We start from the raw sequence: 18,227 nt of genomic DNA on the forward strand, positions 1-18,227 counted from the left end.
TAACAAATCAGCCTGCTGCGATTATAAAGACCGCCCTCCAAGGCGCGAGCTAGAGCATCTGGCACGTGCGTGCAGCAAAAAAATCGTGGAAGCTTTTTGACTATGATCGATCTCGCAACCTGGAACCTGAGTGTTCCCGTCGGCAATCCGCCGTATACCGTCGACACTCCCAAACTGGTGAACGGCTTCAAGGATCAATACTTCCACTCCAATACCGGCACACTTTTTTTCTGGTCGCCGGTGACGGGTACACGCACTGAAAACGCAAAATATCCTCGCACCGAATTGCGCGAAACCTATAGCAACGGAACCCTGCGCAATTGGCTCTACCCGGACGCCGACAACTCCTTGAGTGCTACACTGGCCATCAACCAGGTGCCCAGTTCCGGCAAGATCGTCATCGGCCAGATTCACGCCTATAAAAGCCAGAATCCCATGGTGAAGATCGAGTACCAATACAAGACCAGCACGCAGTCGGGCAACATTGTCGCCAAAGTGCGCATGCGCCCCGACGACGGCGACGGCCGGGTGATCACCATCGCCACCGGCGTGAAACTGGATCAGTCATTCTCCTACATGATTCACCTGAGCCGCGGCGGCGCATTGGGCATCAGTGCGGCGGGCTACAAGTGGGACACCGACATCAGCAAGACCTGGAGCGTCAAGCCGCTGTACTTCAAGGCCGGGGTGTATGTGCAGGACCACACTGGATACACCAGCGAAGGCGGGAAAGTGACGTTCACCAAGCTGGATATTGATCACAATAAGTAACTGGATCGTATCAACCGCATTAAAATATCGCAGCTTTCCAGGCCGTATGAAAATCTGGCACTCTGCTGGCCGATAAGAAAATGCCCGTTTCTTGCGACACGGGCATTTTTTTTTGCGCCTCATGGTGCGCTGCTTACAGGCTTTGTGTTTACTTGATACACAGCAACATAAAACTCTGGGAACCATCCCCCGAAGGCCCCGACTTGCCGGCGCGCTGAGTAATCACAGTAACATGGCTCTGCTTCGGCATAGCGCCCAGCCTCGCCTGCCCATAAAAAATATCATCATTCGAACGGCTGTCCGTCAGAGAGACGGAACAGAAACCCGGAGCTTTCTTGTACACGCCCGATTTGAAGTTGATTTTATAATCTGCGAAGTAATCCTTTTGAACATTATATTCCACCCCGGTGATCCACTCAGGGTTTTGCGCCAGTACCTTCCCTTCGCTACTGATAGACGCCGTAAAAATAGTGGTATCAGCGTTGGCAGACGCAGCCACACTGGCAGCACACATGGCCGCTAACAGACCTATATATTTCAGCATTTTATAAACTCCATTTTACGCATCCTGATCAATTGGTTTATCCGCCTTCAAAGACGCCGTCATGATCAACGGCCACCGAGTGCCGGCAGTGGGTAAAAACAGGGTGAAGCGACCCAACTAAAACCCTGTGGCTCAGATTTTCAGTTTCGCTTCTACCTTCAACTCGTTACTCAATCAAACTTGAAAGCGCACTCGCTCAGCCCGGCAGAACAGAAGTTATCCTTCCAGGCTCCGCCAACTGGCTTGGCTGGCGTTGGAAAACGTTGTGACATCCTGACACCTGCCTTGCCCTCGCCTTCATAGTCACAGGCAACAAAATAGACCGGGTTTCCGTTATCGGTGGTTTGCCTGATGGCCGCCGAGGTAAATTTGACCTTGTCCAGATAAGACTCGGTTGCTGCGGGATTCTCGCCTTTCCAGCCGCCACGGATAGCATTGGCGGCATAGGTGAATCCGCGTTCCGGGCTGATCGATTGAGCCATGATATTACTGACCTGCGGACACATTTCTTCAGAGGCATAAACAGTGCCTGTAAGGGCAAATAGACTCAATAGCCCAGCTGCAACGACTTTGATCACTTGTAGCTGTTTATTGTTGCTGCTCACTGGCAGCGCTGGACACTTCATAACAAATAACTTCCATAACCTGAATTTGAAGTAAGATACTGAAGACCGAAAAACAACTTGTCCACCGTCACTTCTGACAGTTATTTTAAAAGTTATTTCAAATATATACTTACATAAAACCCATCCAGGTAAACGCAGGCAATAAAAAACCCGCATCGCTGCGGGTCTTTTAGTACCGGTCAAACGCTGAGGTCTTAGTTGACCTTGGCGTTCAATTCACCTTTCAAGTAACGTTGATACATCCCTTCCAGCGAGATCGGCTTGATCTTCGAAGCATTACCGGCGGTACCGAAGGCTTCGTAACGAGCAATACACACATCACGCATAGCAGTGACGGTCGCACCGAAGAACTTGCGCGGGTCGAATTCGCTCGGGTTGGTGGCCATCAGGCGACGCATCGCACCGGTGGACGCCAGGCGCAGGTCGGTGTCGATGTTGACTTTACGCACGCCGTGCTTGATGCCTTCGACGATTTCTTCAACCGGTACGCCGTAGGTTTCTTTGATGTCGCCGCCGTACTGGTTGATGATCGCCAGCCAGTCTTGCGGCACCGAAGACGAACCGTGCATCACCAGGTGGGTGTTCGGAATGCGTTTGTGGATTTCTTTGATGCGGTCGATGGCCAGTACGTCGCCGGTAGGCGGCTTGGTGAACTTGTACGCGCCGTGGCTGGTGCCGATGGCGATGGCCAGGGCGTCGACCTGAGTGCGTTTGACGAAGTCAGCGGCTTCTTCCGGGTCGGTCAGCATTTGGCTGTGATCCAGAACGCCTTCGGCGCCGATGCCGTCTTCTTCACCGGCCATGCCGGTTTCCAGCGAACCCAGGCAGCCCAGCTCGCCTTCTACCGATACGCCGCACGCGTGAGCCATGGCCACGGTTTGTTGGGTTACACGGATGTTGTAGTCATAGTCGGTCGGGGTCTTGCCGTCTTCACCCAGGGAACCGTCCATCATCACCGAGCTGAAGCCCAGCTGGATGGAGCGCTGGCAGACGTCAGGGCTGGTGCCGTGGTCCTGGTGCATGCACACCGGGATATGCGGGAATTCTTCGATCGCCGCCAGGATCAGGTGACGCAGGAACGGTGCGCCGGCATATTTGCGAGCACCCGCCGAAGCCTGGACGATCACCGGGGAGTCAGTCTTGTCAGCGGCTTCCATGATGGCGCGCATCTGCTCAAGGTTGTTGACGTTGAAGGCTGGAACGCCGTAGCCGAATTCGGCTGCGTGGTCCAGCATCTGGCGCATGCTGATAAGTGCCATTGTGTGTGTCTCTCCCGGTTGAGGGTCGTTAATCGTGTCAGCCTGCCGTAGCGACGGCGGCTATTCAAGTTATTGCAGATCGGGGGTTGGCCCCGAATGCGAATTCGGTGTTGCCTAAATCTTAAAAACCTACACAGATCCACTGTGGGAGCGGGCTTGCTCGCCAATGCGGTTTCACATTCAACATTTATGCAAGCTGACCCACCGCATTCGCGAGCAAGCCCGCTCCCACATTAGGTCCGTGGTGTGTCAATTACTGCGTTTTACAACCGCGGCCGATCAAATCATTGGTGGCGACCCAGTACACCAGGCCTTCCTCACCTTTTATGTGAAATGCCAGCATGTCGTTGCTGTACATCGAACCTTCGGCGCCCGGTTCAAGCTTCAAACGGTAGACCTGATCGGCACCACCCAGGCGAACGTCGACTTCCTTGCGGGCGGCGTCGGTGTAGCGCCAAAGCACGTTGGCCCGACTGTCGCAGGTCCAGGTGGTCCAGCTGTCCGTCGATTCGGCAGGCTTGAACAGGTCCAGACTGGAGCAACCTGCCAGCAGAGCCAGCGCCGTAACGGCGATAAAACCTTTCATCCATGTTCCTCGACTGACGGCGCACGCCACCAGTCCTGAGTAAAGTGTCAGACCCGTCAAGGGCAACCATGTTCCTTGACCGGGGTCTGGGTCTCGTATTTTTCCAGGCCATCAGGCCCGGAACGCTTGTTGATCACCGGATTGGTTTCGGCCTGCCAGTCCGCCTGGTAGCAGCCTTTGTCCTGTTCAGGCGTCTCGGGTACCTTCGGGGCTTTCGGGTTACTCCCGCAAGCTGCCAGCGATCCCGCGATAATCAACAACGCTAATGTTTTGACCATCTGAACACTCCTTTGCCTGGTCAAATGGGCGGCCTCAGGCCTTGGCCCGGCTTTCCAGGACTTCAACGGCCGGCAGAACCTTGCCTTCGACGAACTCGAGGAACGCGCCGCCACCGGTAGAAATGTAGGAGATCTGATCAGCTACGCCATATTTATCGATGGCTGCGAGGGTGTCGCCGCCGCCAGCGATCGAGAATGCCGAGCTTTCCGCGATGGCCTGGGCCAGGACCTTGGTCCCGTTACCAAACTGATCGAATTCGAATACGCCTACGGGGCCGTTCCACAGGATGGTCTTGGACGACTTCAGCAGCTCGGCGAAATTCGCCGCGGTCTGTGGGCCGATGTCCAGAATCATGTCGTCTGCGGCCACATCAGCGATCAGCTTGACGGTAGCGGTCGCGCTTTCAGCGAATTCCTTGGCAACCACGACGTCGACCGGCAGCGGCACGCTGACCTTGGCGGCGATGGCGCGAGCGGTGTCCAGCAGATCCGGCTCGTACAGGGACTTGCCGACCGGGTGACCGGCAGCGGCCAGGAAAGTGTTGGCAATGCCGCCGCCGACGATCAGCTGGTTGCAGATCTGGCTCAGGCTGTTGAGGACGTCGAGTTTGGTCGAGACCTTGGAGCCGGCAACGATGGCAGCCATGGGTTGAGCTGGAGCGCCGAGGGCTTTGCCCAGTGCGTCAAGTTCGGCGGCCAGCAACGGGCCAGCGGCCGCGACTTTGGCGAACTTGGCCACGCCATGGGTCGAACCCTCGGCGCGGTGAGCGGTGCCGAAGGCGTCCATCACGAACACGTCGCACAGGGCGGCGTATTGCTTGGCCAGTTCGTCAGCGTTCTTTTTCTCGCCTTTGTTGAAGCGCACGTTTTCGAACAGCACGATGTCGCCGGCCTTCACGTCAACGCCGTTCAGGTAATCGGCCACCAGCGGCACTTCGCGGCCCAGAGCCTTGCTCAGGTAGTCAGCGACTGGCTTGAGGCTGTTCTCGGCCGAGAACTCGCCTTCGGTCGGACGGCCAAGGTGCGAGCAGACCATCACGGCCGCGCCTTTTTCCAGGGCCAGCTTGATGGTCGGCAGCGAGGCCAGGATTCGCGCATCGCTGGTGACTACACCGTCCTTTACCGGGACGTTGAGGTCTTCGCGGATCAGTACGCGCTTACCTTGCAGATCGAGGTCGGTCATCTTCAACACGGTCATGGGTCGCATTTCCTACTGTTTTGGGGAGCAGTGTTTTGGAGAGCCAGCTGACTGCAGATAGTGCTCTGCAACGTCCAGCATTCGGTTGGCAAAACCCCATTCGTTGTCGAACCAGGCCAGGATGTTCACCAGCCGTGGGCCGGAAACTCGGGTCTGACTGGCATCGACGATGGCCGAATGTGGGTCATGGTTGAAATCACAGCTTGCGTGGGGTAGCTCGGTGTAGGCCAGAAGGCCCTTGAGCGGGCCGCTAGTGGCAGCCTCGCGCAAAATCCGGTTGACCTCGGTGGCGTCGGTATCACTCACGGTCTGCATCGTAATGTCGAGGCAAGACACGTTAACTGTCGGCACCCGCACGGCTTTGGCCTGAATTCTCCCGGCAAGTTCCGGCAATAGCCGTTCGATGCCTCGTGCCAGACCAGTGGACACCGGAATCACCGACTGAAACGCCGAACGGGTGCGCCGCAAGTCTTCGTGATGATAGGCGTCGATCACCGGCTGATCGTTCATCGCCGAGTGGATGGTGGTGATCGACACGTATTCCAGACCAATGGCCTGATCCAGCAGGCGCAACAGCGGCACGCCGCAGTTGGTGGTGCAGGACGCGTTGGACACCAGCAACTCATCACCGGTCAGGCAATCCTGGTTTACGCCGTAGACGATGGTGGCGTCGACATCCGCCTCGCTGGCCATCGGCTGGGAGAACAGCACCCGCGGTGCGCCAGCGTCGAGGAACCGCTGGCCATCTTCACGGGTGTGATAAGCGCCGGAGCACTCCAGCACCAGATCGACGCCCAGGGACGCCCAATCGATGCCTTCGGGGGTGGCACTGCGCAAGACCTTCACGCAGTCGCCATTAATATGCAGACAATCGCCGTCGACCTTCACTTCACCGGGAAAGCGCCCGTGAGTGGAGTCGAAGCGTGTCAGGTATTCGATGCTGGCCATGTCGGCCAAGTCGTTGATCGCGACAATTTCAAACCCGGCCGTCGAGCCTCGCTCAAACAACGCACGCAAGACGCAACGACCAATCCGGCCGTAGCCGTTGAGTGCAACTTTGTAAGGACGCGGTTGAGGCATGGGGTTCTCGATTACCGTGGTGAATCCGTCATTGCAGCGTTGAATGTCCCATCGTCATCGTCGGAACGCCGCCCGGACCAAGCTCGCTCCCACAGGGATATACACCGTCCCTGTGGGAGCGAGCTTGCTCGCGATTGCGTCAGATCAGACGACACATTTTCTGGATCAGTCTTCCAGCAGCTCTTCAGCCTGACCCAGGATGTTTTCCAGGGTGAAGCCGAACTCTTCGAACAAGGCAGGCGCAGGCGCCGACTCGCCGTAGGTGGTCATGCCGATCACGCGGCCTTCCAGGCCCACATACTTGTACCAGTAGTCCGCATGGGCGGCTTCGATGGCGATACGGGCGCTGACCTGCAGCGGCAGAACCGCTTGCTTGTAGCCGGCGTCCTGGGCATCGAACACGCTGGTGCAAGGCATCGACACCACACGCACCTTGCGACCTTGCTCGGTCAGCTTGTCGTAAGCCTGAACCGCCAGACCGACTTCGGAACCGGTAGCGATCAGGATCAGCTCAGGCTCGCCAGCGCAGTCCTTCAACACGTAACCGCCACGCGCGATCTCTTCGATCTGAATCGCGTTGCGGGTCTGGTGCTGCAGGTTCTGCCGGGAGAAGATCAAGGCCGAAGGACCGTCGTTACGCTCGAGGGCAAGTTTCCAGGCCACTGCCGACTCAACGGCATCGGCTGGACGCCAGGTGTCGAGGTTCGGCGTGCTGCGCAGGCTGGTCAGTTGCTCGATCGGCTGGTGGGTCGGGCCGTCTTCGCCCAGGCCGATGGAGTCGTGGGTGTAGACGAACACCACGCGCTTCTTCATCAGCGAGGCCATGCGTACCGCGTTGCGCGCGTATTCCATGAACATCAGGAAGGTCGCGCCGTAAGGCACCAGGCCGCCGTGCAGCGACACGCCGTTCATGATCGCGCTCATGCCGAATTCGCGAACGCCGTAGTACATGTAGTTGCCGCTGGCGTCTTCAGCCGTGACACCTTTGCAGCCCTTCCACAGGGTCAGGTTGGAACCGGCCAGGTCAGCCGAGCCGCCCAGCAGTTCCGGCAACAGCGGGCCGTAGGCATTCAGTGCGTTCTGGCTGGCTTTACGGCTGGCGATGGTTTCGCCCTTGGCCGCCACTTCAGCAATATAAGCCGAGGCTTTTTCAGCGAAGTCAGCCGGCAGTTCGCCGCTTAGACGACGAACCAGCTCATTGGCCAGCTCAGGGAAGGCTGCGGAGTAGGCAGCGAAACGCTGATCCCATTCGGCTTCGGTTGCGCGACCGGCTTCCTTGGCGTCCCACTCGGCGTAGATGTCGGCGGGGATTTCGAACGGGCCGTGGTTCCATTTCAGCGCCGTGCGGGTCAGGGCGATTTCCGCGTCACCCAATGGGGCGCCGTGGCAATCTTCCTTGCCCTGCTTGTTCGGCGAACCGAAACCGATGGTGGTCTTGCAGCAGATCAGGGTTGGCTGCTCGCTTTTGCGCGCCGTCTCGATCGCGATCTTGATTTCTTCCGGGTCGTGACCGTCGACGTTGCGGATCACCTGCCAGTTGTAGGCTTCGAAACGCTTAGGGGTGTCATCGGTGAACCAGCCTTCGACTTCGCCGTCGATGGAGATGCCGTTGTCATCGTAGAAGGCGATCAGCTTGCCCAGGCCCAAGGTACCGGCCAGGGAGCCGACTTCGTGGGAAATGCCTTCCATCATGCAGCCATCACCCAGGAACACGTAGGTGTGGTGGTCGACAACATTGTGGCCGGGACGGTTGAATTGCGCCGCCAGGACTTTTTCTGCCAGGGCGAAACCCACGGCGTTGGCCAGGCCCTGGCCCAGTGGACCGGTGGTGGTTTCAACACCAGGGGTGTAGCCGAGTTCCGGGTGGCCCGGGGTACGGCTGTGCAGCTGGCGGAAGTTTTTCAGGTCTTCGATCGACAAGTCGTAGCCGGTCAGGTGCAGCAGCGAGTAGATCAACATCGAGCCGTGACCATTGGACAGCACGAAGCGGTCACGGTCGGCGAACGATGGATTGCTCGGGTTGTGCTTGAGGTAGTCACGCCAAAGTACTTCGGCGATATCCGCCATACCCATAGGGGCACCGGGATGGCCGCTGTTGGCTTTTTGCACGGCATCCATGCTGAGGGCACGAATGGCGTTGGCACGCTCACGACGGCTGGGCATCGCTGTTCTCCTGCGGATATTGAATCGAGAGTGAATAAAACGAATCGGAAAAAAGGCGAGCATTTTCCCTCACCCACCCGCCTCGGGGCAATGATAGATAGTCATCTGAGGCGGTTTTTCCAATGGATAACAGCGTATTTGACTGATGAAACCTTTCCGCTGTTCGTTTGTTGACTGAACCTGACGCTGAGAAGTGCCATCTATCGAGCAATATCAAAACTTTTTGATATTGCTCTTGCGATGCTTTCTGAGCGTCACTAGACTGCTGGCCCTATGAATTTACGCGCGCGCTCCATTCGACATGACCCTTGCGATGAGCTGTCGGCCCTGTGCAAGGCCGGTGGCGATCCTCTGCGTCTGACGGTATTGCGCGCGCTGGCCAACGACTCGTTTGGCGTACTGGAGCTGGCGCAGATCTTCGGCATCGGCCAGTCGGGCATGAGTCATCACCTCAAGGTATTGGCCCAGGCCGACCTGGTGGCGACCCGCCGTGAGGGCAACGCGATTTTCTACCGTCGCGCCCTGCCCCACACCGACTTGCCGGGTGGCAAACTGCATGCCGCGCTGCTTGAAGAAGTGGATAACCTGAGCTTGCCTGCCGATGTGCAGTCACGCATCGCTCAGGTCCATGGACAACGAGCCGCGGCCAGCCAGGACTTTTTTTCACGGGTAGCGGAGAAGTTTCGCGCCCAGCAAGACTTGATCGCCGGCCTGTCGCAATACCGCGAAAGCGTGGTGGCATTGCTCGACAAGTTGAGTTTCAGCCAAGGCGCCACGGCCATTGAAGTCGGCCCCGGCGACGGCGCCTTTCTGCCGGAGCTGGCGCGCCGCTTCACCCGGGTCACGGCGCTGGACAACAGCCCGGCCATGCTCGAACTGGCGCGCCAGGTCTGCGAGCGCGAGTCCCTGCTCAACGTCAGCCTGCAACTGGCCGATGCATTGAATGGTGTGAGCCTCAAGGCCGATTGCGTTGTACTGAACATGGTGCTGCACCACTTTGCCGCACCGGCCGATGCGCTCAAGCACATGGCCGGCCTGCTGCACCCCGGCGGCAGCCTGTTAGTGACCGAGTTATGTAGCCACAACCAGAGTTGGGCCAGGGAGGCCTGCGGTGATCTCTGGTTGGGGTTTGAACAGGACGATCTCGCCCGTTGGGCCACCGCCGCGGGACTCGTTCCCGGGGAAAGCCTCTATGTAGGCTTACGTAATGGTTTCCAGATTCAGGTCCGCCACTTTCAGCGACCGACTGGCGACACTCACCATCGGTAAATTCAGGAAAAAATCGAGATGAGCGAATACTCCCTCTTCACCTCCGAGTCCGTGTCTGAAGGGCATCCGGACAAAATCGCCGACCAGATTTCCGATGCAGTGCTGGACGCCATCATTGCTGAAGACAAGTTCGCCCGCGTGGCGTGCGAAACCCTGGTGAAAACCGGCGTTGCAATCATTGCCGGTGAAGTCACCACCTCGGCCTGGGTTGACCTGGAGCAGATCGTTCGTGATGTCATCACCGACATCGGCTACACCAGCTCCGACGTCGGGTTCGACGGTGCGACCTGCGGCGTGATGAACATCATCGGCAAGCAGTCTCCCGACATCAATCAGGGTGTCGACCGTGCCAAGCCTGAAGATCAGGGTGCCGGTGACCAGGGCCTGATGTTCGGCTACGCCAGCAACGAAACCGACGTGCTGATGCCAGCACCGATCACCTTCTCTCACCAGTTGGTGCAGCGTCAGGCCGAAGCCCGCAAATCCGGCCTGCTGCCGTGGTTGCGTCCAGACGCCAAGTCCCAGGTCACTTGCCGTTACGAAAACGGCAAGGTGGTGGGCATCGACGCGGTCGTGCTATCGACCCAGCACAACCCTGAAGTGTCGTACAAAGACCTGCGCGAAGGCGTGATGGAGCTGATCGTCAAGCACGTGTTGCCTGCTGAACTGCTGCACAAGGACACCCAGTTCCACATCAACCCGACCGGCCAATTCATCATCGGCGGCCCGGTAGGCGACTGCGGCCTGACCGGTCGCAAGATCATCGTCGACACCTACGGCGGCATGGCTCGCCACGGTGGCGGTGCGTTCTCCGGTAAAGACCCGTCGAAGGTTGACCGCTCGGCCGCCTACGCCGGTCGTTACGTGGCCAAGAACATCGTCGCTGCCGGTCTGGCCGAGCGTTGCGAGATTCAGGTTTCCTACGCCATCGGTGTTGCCCAGCCAACGTCGATCTCGTTGAACACCTTCGGCACCGGCAAGATCAGCGATGAGAAAATCATCAACCTGGTCCGCGAAGTGTTCGACCTGCGTCCATACGCAATCACCACCATGCTCGACCTGCTGCACCCGATGTACCAGGAAACCGCTGCGTACGGCCACTTCGGTCGCACCCCGGATACCAAGACCGTGGGTGACGATACGTTCACCACCTTCACCTGGGAAAAAACCGATCGCGTCGACGCCCTGCGTTCGGCTGCTGGCCTGTAAGACGTCCCTGGCAGTACAAAAAGCCCCGCCCGGTTCGCCGTGCGGGGTTTTTTATTGTTTTGCGCTTGAAACCGTGTCGCCGCTTTCGCCGGCAAGCCGGTCTCGCTCCCACAGGGGATTTGTGAACGACACAGTTCCACTGTGGGAGCGGGCTTGCTCCGGGCGGCGTTCCGACGAAGAGGCCAGCCCGATCACCGCAGAAACACCAGGCAAAACACCCGCCCTTCTCGCCAGACAATACTGACTAACCTTCGAGCACCCCCAACGAGCAAGGACGCTCACGATGCTCCCCTACCTGCGTGTATTACTCGGTTTTGTACTGAGTTTTTTCTGTCTGACCACCCACGCCACTGAATGCCCCGACTGGCCGCCGACTCGCGCTCAGGCCGAAATCAGCGCACTGCAAAAACAAATCGATCTCTGGGACGACAGCTATCATCGCGACGGCCGCTCATTGGTCGCCGACGAACTCTACGACCAGGCCCGTGTGCGACTGAGCGAATGGCGAGAATGCTTCGCCACCGGCCCCTCCCCCGAACCATTGCGCACGGCAGGCGGCCCCGTTGCTCACCCCATCGCCCACACCGGCCTGGGCAAACTCCATGACCGTCACGCCGTCGACGCCTGGCTGAAAGGTCGAAGCGATGTCTGGGTTCAGCCCAAGGTCGACGGCGTGGCGGTGACACTGGTCTACCGCAAGGGCCTTCTGGTTCAGGCAATCAGTCGCGGCGACGGGGTCACTGGCCAGGACTGGACCACCCCGGCACGACAGATTGCCGGCATCCCCCAGCAACTGTCACAGCCGCTGGATCTGCTGGTGCAAGGCGAACTCTATTTGCGCGTGACCGATCACGTACAAGCGCAGGCCGGCAGCCTCAATGCCCGCGGCACCGTGGCCGGTTTGATGGCCCGCAAGGTACTGAGTGCCGAACACGCCGCCGGGATCGGCCTGTTCGTCTGGGACTGGCCCCAGGGTCCGGCCAGTTTACCCGCGCGCGTGGCTGCACTGGATGAATTAGGGTTCTCGAGCACCGCGCCCTACAGTCAGCCGATCATGGCATTCGCCGATGCTGAACGCTGGCGCGATCATTGGTATCGCTCGCCCCTGCCCTTTGCCAGCGATGGCATCGTGCTGCGCCAGGACCAACGTCCACCCGCCGAACGCTGGCAGGCCAAAGCACCTTATTGGATCGTCGCCTGGAAATACCCTGTTGCCCAGGGGCTGGCGGAGGTACGCAGGGTCGACTTCAAGATCGGCCGGACCGGGCGCATCACGCCGGTGCTGGAACTGACGCCGCTGAGGCTCGATGACCGGCAGGTCAAGCGAGTCAGTGTGAGCTCTCTGCAACGCTGGGAAGCAATGGACATCCGGCCCGGGGATCAGGTCGCCATCAGCCTGGCGGGCCTGACCATTCCCAGGCTCGATGGTGTCGTCCTGCGCAGCACCGAACGCACTGAATTGAACGTGCCGCTGGCAGCGGACTTTCATCCGCTCAGTTGTTGGCAGCCGACACCGGGATGCGAAAGTCAATTTCTTGCACGCCTGGCCTGGCTCAGTGGTAACCAGGGGCTGGCCTTGCCCCATGTCGGTACTGGCACCTGGGAGAAACTTCTCGAAACAGGCCACCTGAACGGACTGCTGGATTGGTTAACCCTCAATGCCCAAGAGCTTGCTAACATTGACGGCTTCGGCGAGCGCAGCAGTGCTCGTCTGTTGAACAGTTTCAGCATCGCCCGGCAACGTCCGTTCGTCCGCTGGCTCAAAGCCCTGGGCATGCCGCCGACCGGCCAGGCACGCCTCGCCGCTTCATGGCAGGTACTGGCGCAACGCAACACCGAACAATGGCAGGCCGAAACCGGTATCGGTCCGGGACGTGCGGCGCAATTGAGCGCATTTTTCCGCGACCCACAGGTCCTGGCCTTGAGTGAAACATTACGTGTGGCGGGGATTGACGGTTTCTAGCGGCCGTTGTAGCCCGCCCACCTGGGAACCCAATGGTGCTGGCGGGCTCAAACAACCCATCGCCACATCGACCCGATTGCCTTCACATGGAGCTTTTATGAAATTTCTTTCACCCCTCGCCCTGTTGGCCCTATGCAGTGTGATGGCCGCTCCGCTGATGGCCGCCGAAGAAGCTCCGGGCCTGACCGGATGCGCCGCCAAGAAGCAGGGCATCATCAACCAGATCGAACTGGCCAAATCTCGCGGCAACGCCGATCAACAGGCGGGCCTGGAAACGGCTCTGAGCGAAGTCACCGCCCATTGCACCGATGCGTCCCTGAAGAAAGAGCGGGAGAACAAGGTGCTCGACGCCAAGCACGAAGTGAGCAAGCGTCAGGCCGACCTCGACAAGGCGATGAAGAAGGGCGATGCAGAGAAAATCAACAAGCGCAAAGACAAACTCGCCGAGTCCCGCAAGGCGTTGCAGGAAGCGCTAGACGAACTGGATAAGTGACCCCCTGTAGGAGCTGGCTTGTCGGATCGCAGCACCGCAAATCAGTGATCCCGAAACTCTTTATGGCACGCACTACAGGCGTCTTCGACCTTCTGCACGGCCGGCCCCAGGTTGCTGGCCTTGTAGGGCTGGACCTTGCTGGCAATCACCAACTCACCGGTGGCGGCTTCAAGGCTGCGGGCCAATTCCTGGAAGCGTGCCTGCTGCTGCCAGACATCGTCCTTCGCGCTGGTGTGATCTTCTTCGCGTACCTGCGGAAAATGTTTCCACGGCTCGCGGGACAGCGCGTCGAGTTTCACGGCACCGGCAGTGAATTTCCCGCCGTCGAATGCAATACGGCCGCGCAACATGCCGCCAAGGTCTTCACTGGTCTTGAGCATTTGCTTGAAGATCGCCTTGCGCTGGCCCAGCGGCGAGTTGGGGTCCACTCCGCCACACGCGGACAAGGCCAGGCAGGCCAGCAATACAATGGAAAGTCTTTTAAAAGTCATGGTGGCTTCAGGTCACTGGAAACGGCGGCCAGTATCCTCGCGTCACCCGCAAACACCAATAGCCCTATTATCAATACGGGTTGCATGAGCGCAGCGAGCACTCAGGCAACCGGCAAAGGAATTACTCCATGAACAGCCGTTACAAGGCATGGCGTCACAGCCTGGCCTGGACCCTTCCAATGGTGGCCGTGCTGGCGGGCTGCACCGGCGGCGAACCCGACAAACCGAAAACCCACGCCCTGGCGACCTACTCCAGCGCCACATGGGAAGCGCTTCCCGTGGTGTCCGACAATGACCTGGTGGCCGGCTTCGGTTCGTGGCGCAGCGCATGTACCCGACTCAAGGCCGACCCGGTCTGGGGTTCGACCTGCGCCGCTGCCGCCAGCGTGCCACAAACCGCCGGCGAGATTCGCGGGTTCCTCAAGCAGAACCTCGATGTCTATGGCCTGCGCGCGGCCAATGACAACCCCAACGGCCTGATCACCGGCTACTACGAACCGGTCTATCCAGGCAGCCTGACCCAGACCGACGTGGCGAATATCCCGGTGTACGGCGTACCCGAAGACATGATCATCGTCTCCCTGGACAGCCTCTACCCGGAGTTGAAGGGTAAACGCCTGCGCGGCCGGCTCGAAGGACGCGTGCTCAAGCCCTACGACGATGCGGCCACGATCGAGACCAAAGGGGTCAAGGCACCGGTCGTTGCCTGGCTGACTGATCCGATGAACCTGCAATTCCTGCAGATCCAGGGCTCGGGACGCATCCAGCTCGACAGTGGCCGGCAGTTGCGCATTGCGTATGCCGACCAGAATGGTCATCCCTATCGGCCCATCGGCCGTTGGCTCGTAGAACAGGGCGAGCTGAAGAAAGAAGACGTGACCATGGGCGCAATCAGCACCTGGGCCAAGGCCAACCCGACGCGCATTCCCGAACTGCTCGGCAGCAACCCCAGCTATGTGTTCTTCACCCGCAACCCGGACAGCAACGAAGGGCCTCGCGGCTCGCTGAACGTACCGCTGACCGCGGGCTACAGCGCGGCAGTGGATCGCAAAGTGATTCCGCTGGGCAGTCTGTTGTGGTTATCGACCACTAAACCGGATGGTTCGGCACTGGTTCGTCCGGTGGCGGCCCAGGACACCGGCGGCGCGATCGCGGGCGAAGTGCGGGCGGATCTGTTCTGGGGCACCGGCGAGGCGGCCGGGCAGCTGGCCGGCGACATGAAGCAGCAGGGGCAGATCTGGATGCTTTGGCCAAAAGGCGCGGCGTTGCCGCAAGTGCCGCAGGTGGCTGATGCGGCTAAAGCCAATCCCTGATATTGGCTGTGGCTGATAGATAGCTTTCGCGGGCAAGCCCGCTCCCACAGATTATGCGCAATCCCTGTGGGAGCGGGCTTGCCCGCGAAGGGGCCGGAAAAATCACCGCAACATTTTCAGACAGACACCACAAAAAAGCTGACGATCAACCCCATCCCCACAAACCACACCAACGACCGCAAAGTCGCCCAGTCCGCCAGGTAGCAAATGATGTACAGCAGCCGGCTGGTGATGAACAACACCGCCAGCACATCGATCGTCACCAGCTCGGCATTTTCGGCCAGGTACGCCACGATCACGGCCGCGGCGAACGCCGGGGTCACTTCGAAACCGTTCAGTTGCGCCGCATGGGCACGCCGGCCCAACCCATTTAGCGACTCGAGAAAATCCCGGGGATCATGGTTGTCTTTCAGCCCGAACCCGCCACTGATCTTGGCCACGCCCGTGCACAGATAAGGCAGGACAATAGCGATCAAAATGCACCAAAAAGCAACCGTCATAAAGCAATCCCTTCTTCAAGTTTCATGCGTCGATGCTTTCGTCGACAGTGAGCCCGTCAAAACTTCATCACCAACATGCCGATCAACACCAGCCCACAGGCTAAGAGCCGTGGCCGGCCGAAAGGTTCTTTGAGGTAACGCATGCCGAACAGCACCACCAGAATCACGCTGATTTCGCGCAAGGCCGCCGCTTCGGCAATCGAACCCAGCTGCATCGCCCACAACACCAAAGCGTAGCTGAACAACACGCAGAACCCGACCGCCAACCCCAGTCGCCATTGTTCCCGCCAGAACAACATGAACGCCGGGCGCTTGCGCACCCATGCCAGCAATGGAAAGGGCCAGGCGCTGAGTAACGTTACCCAGACCAGGTAGTCCAGTGGATGGGACCAGCGTCGCAAAGCCTGGCCATCGATAAAGGTGTAGCAGCCGATGCACAGGCCGATCAACGCCACTACCGGCAGCATCAACCACGGCAGCCGTGCACCGCCACCGCCCTGCCATAACAGGCAAAGCATGCCGAGCGGGATCAGCAGGATTCCAAAAATCTGCTGGTTCGTCAGCACCTCGCCGGCAAACAACAGCGTCAGCGCCAGCACCACCAAGGGCGACAAGCCACGCATCAACGGATAAACAAGCCCGAGGTCGCCAACCCGATAAGCCTGGATCAGCAAGTAGCGATAGAGCAGTTCGAACGCCGCCGATGCCAGGATCCACGGCCAGAGCTCCAAGGGTGGCAACGCCACGAACGGCAGCATCAGCGCGACGAAGAGCATCGCTACACTGTCCATGCAGGCCACCACCAGCAGGCGTTCGGCACTGAATTTGATCAGGGTATTCCACGCCGCGTGCAACAGCGCCGCCACTAACACCAAAGCCGTCGCAAGCACGGCACACTCCTTTTGTTGTCCCGCTCCCCTGTAGGAGCTGGCTTGCCAGCGAAAAACGTCAGGGCACCGCGTTTAAGCAGAAAACACGCGTTATCGTTGACGACCTTCGCTGCGGTGCGGCGATCCGACAAGCCAGCTCCTACCGGGTCCGCGCAGAGAATGATTCGCCATATGTCCGCAGCTGTTTATACTGCAAACGACCACGCCGCACTCAGTTGCGCACAGACTAATTCCAATAATTCCTGCCACCGCCCGCTCTCGTCGAGAACGGTCATCGGTATGCGTATGCCTGATCAAAGCGTCAAGACTACCGACAGAGACCTTGCGCATGCCACTCGCCTTGTTTGCCCTCGCTGTTGCCGCGTTCGGCATCGGCACCACTGAATTCGTCATCATGGGTTTGCTGCCCGACGTCGCCCGAGACCTTGCCGTCAGCATTCCCCACGCCGGCCTGCTGATCACCGGCTATGCCCTGGGCGTGGTGTTCGGCGCACCGATCCTCGCGGTCGGCACCGCCAATATGCCGCGCAAAGCGACGCTGCTGGGCATGACGCTGATGTTCATCCTGGGCAATATCCTCTGCGCCCTGTCTCCGAACTACGCCACGCTGATGGCCGCGCGCGTGATCACTGCGCTGTGCCATGGCGCCTTCTTCGGCATCGGCTCGGTCGTCGCGGCCGGGTTGGTGGCACCGAACAAACGTGCCCAGGCGATTGCCATAATGTTTACCGGCCTGACCCTGGCCAACGTGCTTGGCGTACCCTTGGGCACCGCGCTCGGACAATACGCCGGCTGGCGTTCGACCTTCTGGGCAGTGTCGGTGATCGGCGTGATTGCGGCGATCGCGCAGTGGGTCTGGCTGCCGAAAGACATCACGATGGACAAGGCCAACCTGGCCAGTGAGTTCAAAGTTCTGGGCAAGGTCAATGTGTTGCTGGCGCTGGGCATGAGTGTGCTGGCGTCGACCAGCCTGTTCAGCGTGTTTACCTACATCGCGCCTATTTTGCAGGACATCACCGGTGTCAGCCCCCATGGGGTGACGATCATGCTGCTGTTGTTCGGGGTCGGCCTGACCGCGGGCAGCATGCTCGGTGGGCGGCTGGCGGACAGCCGCTTGCTGCCGTCACTGGTGGGCATGGCGCTGGCGGTAGTCGTGGTCCTGGCGGCTTTCAGCCAGACCAGCCATTCCGTCATTCCGGCGGCGATCACACTGGTGCTGTGGGGGATTTTCGCGTTTGCCCTGTGCCCGATCCTGCAGCTGCTGATCATTGATCAGGCCCATGAGGCGCCGAACCTGGGTTCGACGCTGAATCAGAGTGCATTCAATCTGGGTAATGCGGCGGGCGCCTGGATTGGCGGGCTGGTGGTGGCCAGTGGCGCGGACCTGGCGGACTTGCCGTGGACCGGGGCGCTGGTCAGCGGGTTGACGGTGCTGGTGGCGCTTTTCTTTATCTATCTGCAACGTCGCGGTGCGGCTGCGGTCAATGTGTCCGGCTGAATAATTGCATCGCGGCTGACACTGCTTTCGCGAGCAAGCCGGTCTTGCTCCCACAGTTGATCTTCAGCGAATACAAAATTGTGAACCGCCGAGATC

General features: G+C 59.5%; 18 protein-coding genes. 7 read left to right on the forward strand and 11 right to left on the reverse strand.

Annotated elements, in window-relative coordinates; genetic code table 11:
* Positions 1 to 102: 102 nt before the first annotated feature.
* On the forward strand, positions 103 to 771 hold the full coding sequence (locus ACA067_RS30650; protein ID WP_497459801.1) for a polysaccharide lyase family 7 protein: 669 nt from the start codon (positions 103 to 105) through the stop codon (positions 769 to 771).
* A gap of 148 nt (positions 772 to 919) precedes the next feature.
* Here ACA067_RS30650 and ACA067_RS30655 read toward each other — a convergent pair whose 3' ends face one another.
* The 8 genes from ACA067_RS30655 to tkt form a co-directional block, all read right to left on the reverse strand.
* On the reverse strand, positions 920 to 1,315 hold the full coding sequence (locus ACA067_RS30655) for a hypothetical protein (protein WP_497459802.1): 396 nt from the start codon (positions 1,313 to 1,315) through the stop codon (positions 920 to 922).
* Positions 1,316 to 1,485: 170 nt separating this feature from the next.
* The gene (locus ACA067_RS30660) at positions 1,486 to 1,920 is read right to left on the reverse strand and encodes a DUF3757 domain-containing protein (protein ID WP_497459803.1); all 435 of its coding nucleotides are present in this window, start codon (positions 1,918 to 1,920) and stop codon (positions 1,486 to 1,488) included.
* A 215-nt stretch (positions 1,921 to 2,135) separates the two neighbouring features.
* Positions 2,136 to 3,200, reverse strand: coding sequence for a class II fructose-bisphosphate aldolase (gene fba, locus ACA067_RS30665; protein ID WP_008151974.1), 1,065 nt, complete (start codon positions 3,198 to 3,200; stop codon positions 2,136 to 2,138).
* 253 nt (positions 3,201 to 3,453) lie between these two features.
* Complete coding sequence (locus tag ACA067_RS30670; protein WP_497459804.1) at positions 3,454 to 3,786, reverse strand: MliC family protein; 333 nt, start codon at positions 3,784 to 3,786, stop codon at positions 3,454 to 3,456.
* Positions 3,787 to 3,842: 56 nt separating this feature from the next.
* On the reverse strand, positions 3,843 to 4,064 hold the full coding sequence (locus ACA067_RS30675) for a hypothetical protein (protein WP_497459805.1): 222 nt from the start codon (positions 4,062 to 4,064) through the stop codon (positions 3,843 to 3,845).
* A 34-nt stretch (positions 4,065 to 4,098) separates the two neighbouring features.
* Positions 4,099 to 5,262 carry a phosphoglycerate kinase gene (locus ACA067_RS30680; RefSeq protein ID WP_150658412.1) on the reverse strand — a complete coding sequence of 388 codons (1,164 nt, stop codon included), beginning with the start codon at positions 5,260 to 5,262 and terminating at the stop codon, positions 4,099 to 4,101.
* Positions 5,263 to 5,274: 12 nt separating this feature from the next.
* Entirely contained in the window at positions 5,275 to 6,342 is a 1,068-nt protein-coding gene (gene epd / locus ACA067_RS30685) for an erythrose-4-phosphate dehydrogenase (protein ID WP_497459806.1), read from the reverse strand.
* 165 nt (positions 6,343 to 6,507) lie between these two features.
* Complete coding sequence (tkt, locus tag ACA067_RS30690; protein WP_497459807.1) at positions 6,508 to 8,505, reverse strand: transketolase; 1,998 nt, start codon at positions 8,503 to 8,505, stop codon at positions 6,508 to 6,510.
* 273 nt (positions 8,506 to 8,778) lie between these two features.
* Here tkt and ACA067_RS30695 point away from each other — a divergent pair, with 273 nt between their 5' ends.
* The 4 genes from ACA067_RS30695 to ACA067_RS30710 all read left to right on the forward strand — a co-directional run bounded on the left by ACA067_RS30695 (position 8,779) and on the right by ACA067_RS30710 (position 13,439).
* On the forward strand, positions 8,779 to 9,774 hold the full coding sequence (locus ACA067_RS30695; RefSeq protein WP_497459808.1) for an ArsR/SmtB family transcription factor: 996 nt from the start codon (positions 8,779 to 8,781) through the stop codon (positions 9,772 to 9,774).
* Between the two features lie 18 nt (positions 9,775 to 9,792).
* Positions 9,793 to 10,983, forward strand: coding sequence for a methionine adenosyltransferase (gene metK / locus ACA067_RS30700; RefSeq protein WP_064680209.1), 1,191 nt, complete (start codon positions 9,793 to 9,795; stop codon positions 10,981 to 10,983).
* 283 nt (positions 10,984 to 11,266) lie between these two features.
* The gene (gene ligB / locus ACA067_RS30705; RefSeq protein WP_497459809.1) at positions 11,267 to 12,946 is read left to right on the forward strand and encodes an NAD-dependent DNA ligase LigB; all 1,680 of its coding nucleotides are present in this window, start codon (positions 11,267 to 11,269) and stop codon (positions 12,944 to 12,946) included.
* Positions 12,947 to 13,043: 97 nt separating this feature from the next.
* On the forward strand, positions 13,044 to 13,439 hold the full coding sequence (locus ACA067_RS30710) for a DUF1090 domain-containing protein (RefSeq protein WP_497459810.1): 396 nt from the start codon (positions 13,044 to 13,046) through the stop codon (positions 13,437 to 13,439).
* A 41-nt stretch (positions 13,440 to 13,480) separates the two neighbouring features.
* Here ACA067_RS30710 and ACA067_RS30715 read toward each other — a convergent pair whose 3' ends face one another.
* A complete protein-coding gene (locus ACA067_RS30715; RefSeq protein WP_497459811.1) occupies positions 13,481 to 13,930 on the reverse strand; it encodes a c-type cytochrome in 450 nt (149 codons plus the stop codon).
* 128 nt (positions 13,931 to 14,058) lie between these two features.
* On the opposite strand from ACA067_RS30715, the gene mltA reads away from it, so the two are divergent.
* Positions 14,059 to 15,243: a murein transglycosylase A gene (gene mltA, locus ACA067_RS30720; protein ID WP_497459812.1), complete on the forward strand. Its 1,185-nt coding sequence runs from the start codon at positions 14,059 to 14,061 to the stop codon at positions 15,241 to 15,243.
* Positions 15,244 to 15,359: 116 nt separating this feature from the next.
* On the opposite strand, the gene ACA067_RS30725 is transcribed toward mltA, so the two are convergent.
* Both ACA067_RS30725 and ACA067_RS30730 read right to left on the reverse strand, forming a co-directional pair.
* Positions 15,360 to 15,743: an MAPEG family protein gene (locus ACA067_RS30725; RefSeq protein ID WP_497459813.1), complete on the reverse strand. Its 384-nt coding sequence runs from the start codon at positions 15,741 to 15,743 to the stop codon at positions 15,360 to 15,362.
* Positions 15,744 to 15,799: 56 nt separating this feature from the next.
* Positions 15,800 to 16,633, reverse strand: coding sequence for an EamA family transporter (locus ACA067_RS30730; protein ID WP_497459814.1), 834 nt, complete (start codon positions 16,631 to 16,633; stop codon positions 15,800 to 15,802).
* Positions 16,634 to 16,961: 328 nt separating this feature from the next.
* Here ACA067_RS30730 and ACA067_RS30735 point away from each other — a divergent pair, with 328 nt between their 5' ends.
* A complete protein-coding gene (locus tag ACA067_RS30735) occupies positions 16,962 to 18,131 on the forward strand; it encodes an MFS transporter (protein ID WP_497459815.1) in 1,170 nt (389 codons plus the stop codon).
* The last annotated feature ends 96 nt before the right edge of the window (positions 18,132 to 18,227 follow it).

Source organism: Pseudomonas sp. LBUM1674, assembly GCF_059695635.1.